The organism is Rhizobacter sp. P5_C2, from assembly GCF_054049715.1.
Genome location: NZ_JBFULV010000233.1, coordinates 1 through 1,664, shown reverse-complemented (window position 1 = coordinate 1,664; position 1,664 = coordinate 1). Strand labels below are relative to the sequence as shown.

Annotated in this window: 1 protein-coding gene; it reads left to right on the top strand. The window is 72.8% G+C overall.

Going from position 1 to position 1,664, the window contains the following annotated elements:
* Positions 1-379: 379 nt before the first annotated feature.
* On the top strand, positions 380-1,664 hold a 1,285-nt coding region (locus ACXJLU_RS33260; RefSeq protein ID WP_457337994.1), incomplete at its 3' end, for an FHA domain-containing protein.

Sequence of the window (1,664 nt, the reverse complement as noted above, 5' to 3'; positions counted from 1 at the left end):
GCGCACTGCGGCGCGCGGACTCACTTCCCGGCGCAGCGGCCGGCAGCGTGTCCGCCGACGCATTGGCCGCGGCCGCGTTCAGCGGGGCGGTCCTGATGCTGGCGCTGGAATGGGTGATGACGCGCGTGGTCTCGTCATCTTCGAACGGGCGTTCCGGGTAGTCGTCTTCTGGCATGGCACGGCACAGTGCCTGGGGGGAAGGAAAGTCTCAATGAACGAAAGTCATCTGGCAATCCATTTCAGCAATCGTTTCCCATCGGTTTCACGACAGGCGCATGACTTTCGTTGATTGCCAATCCCGGTCGCCCGGCGGATAAACCGGCTTCAGGCGCGCCGGCTCCGCTCGGCGGGCGTGCCTGCCTCGCTAGTCGGAGCCCTCATGATCCTGGTGATACGCGCCCATACCCTGAAGAACGAGACCCTGTCTCAGTCGATCACGGGCCACTTCGATGAACGCGGTGGCACGATCGGCCGTTCCGACACGAACACGCTGGCCCTGCCCGATCCGGAGCGCCACATCTCGCGCCTGCAGGCCGAGGTCTGGTTCAGCAACGGCTCGTTCTCGATCCGCAACGTCGGCAGCGCCAACGCGATCGTCATCAACGGCCGGCCGATCAACGCCGGCGAAGGCTCGACGCTCGGCCATGCCGACGAGCTGGTGATCGGCGGCTACGTGATGCGTGCGACGCTGGCCGCGCCCGAAACCGCGCCCCGCACCGATGAACGGGCACCGATCGATTCGCGCACGGTGATCAAGGCCTCGGCCGTCGAATCGCGCACCAACCCGCGCATGCAGCTGAGCCCGCCAGTGCCGCCGGCCCCCCCGACCCCGCGCCCGCTCGGCGGCACGACGGCGGCGATGCCGCCCCCCGCGCAGCCGACGCCGCCGCGTGCCACGCCCGCGCCGATCGATTCCGCCAACCCGTTCGGCGACCTGCTGGGCGGGCCGAGCGGCCCCGGCGCCAGCGACCCGTTCGCCGACCTGATGGGCGGTGCGCGCGAGTCGAGCCCGACCGGCACGATGCCGTCGTTCCGGCCGGCCGCCGCGCCGGTGGTGGCACCGCCGCCGCCTTTCTCTCCTCCGTCGTACGCCCCGCCGCCCCCTTATTCCCCGCCGCCGCCGGTCGCGCGTGCTTTTGCTCCGCCGCCTCCGCCGGCCACGGCCAGCCGCCTGCCGGACGATTTCGACCCGTTTGCCGATCTGCCGTCGCCGTCGTCCGGCTCGGCCTCGGCCGATCCGCTGGCCGGCTTCATGGGCAGCTCGGCCTCGGCGCCCCCGCCCGCGCCGTCCGGCGGCTCGCTGCCGGTGGATTTCAGCCTCGGCGACCTGCTGGGCTCGCCCACCGCCGCACCGTCGTCGAGCCTCGATGCGATGTTCGGGCTGGGCGGCGCGCCGGCCGCCGGCAGCGGCGGCGACCCGCTGGCGGCCTTCCTGGCTGCGCCCTCGCCGAGCGGCGCGTCGGCCAACACCGATCCGCTGGCGATGTTCGGCGGCTCCGCGCCCGCGGCACCGGCCGCCGGCATCCCGGCCGATTTCGACCACACGCCCGAACTGCGCGGCGCCTATGTGCCGCCGGCGGTGCAAAGCCCGCCGCCGCCGGCTGCGCCGCCTGCGCGGCCGCTGCCGCCGACGCCGGTGGCAGCGCCGCCGTTCGACCCCAACA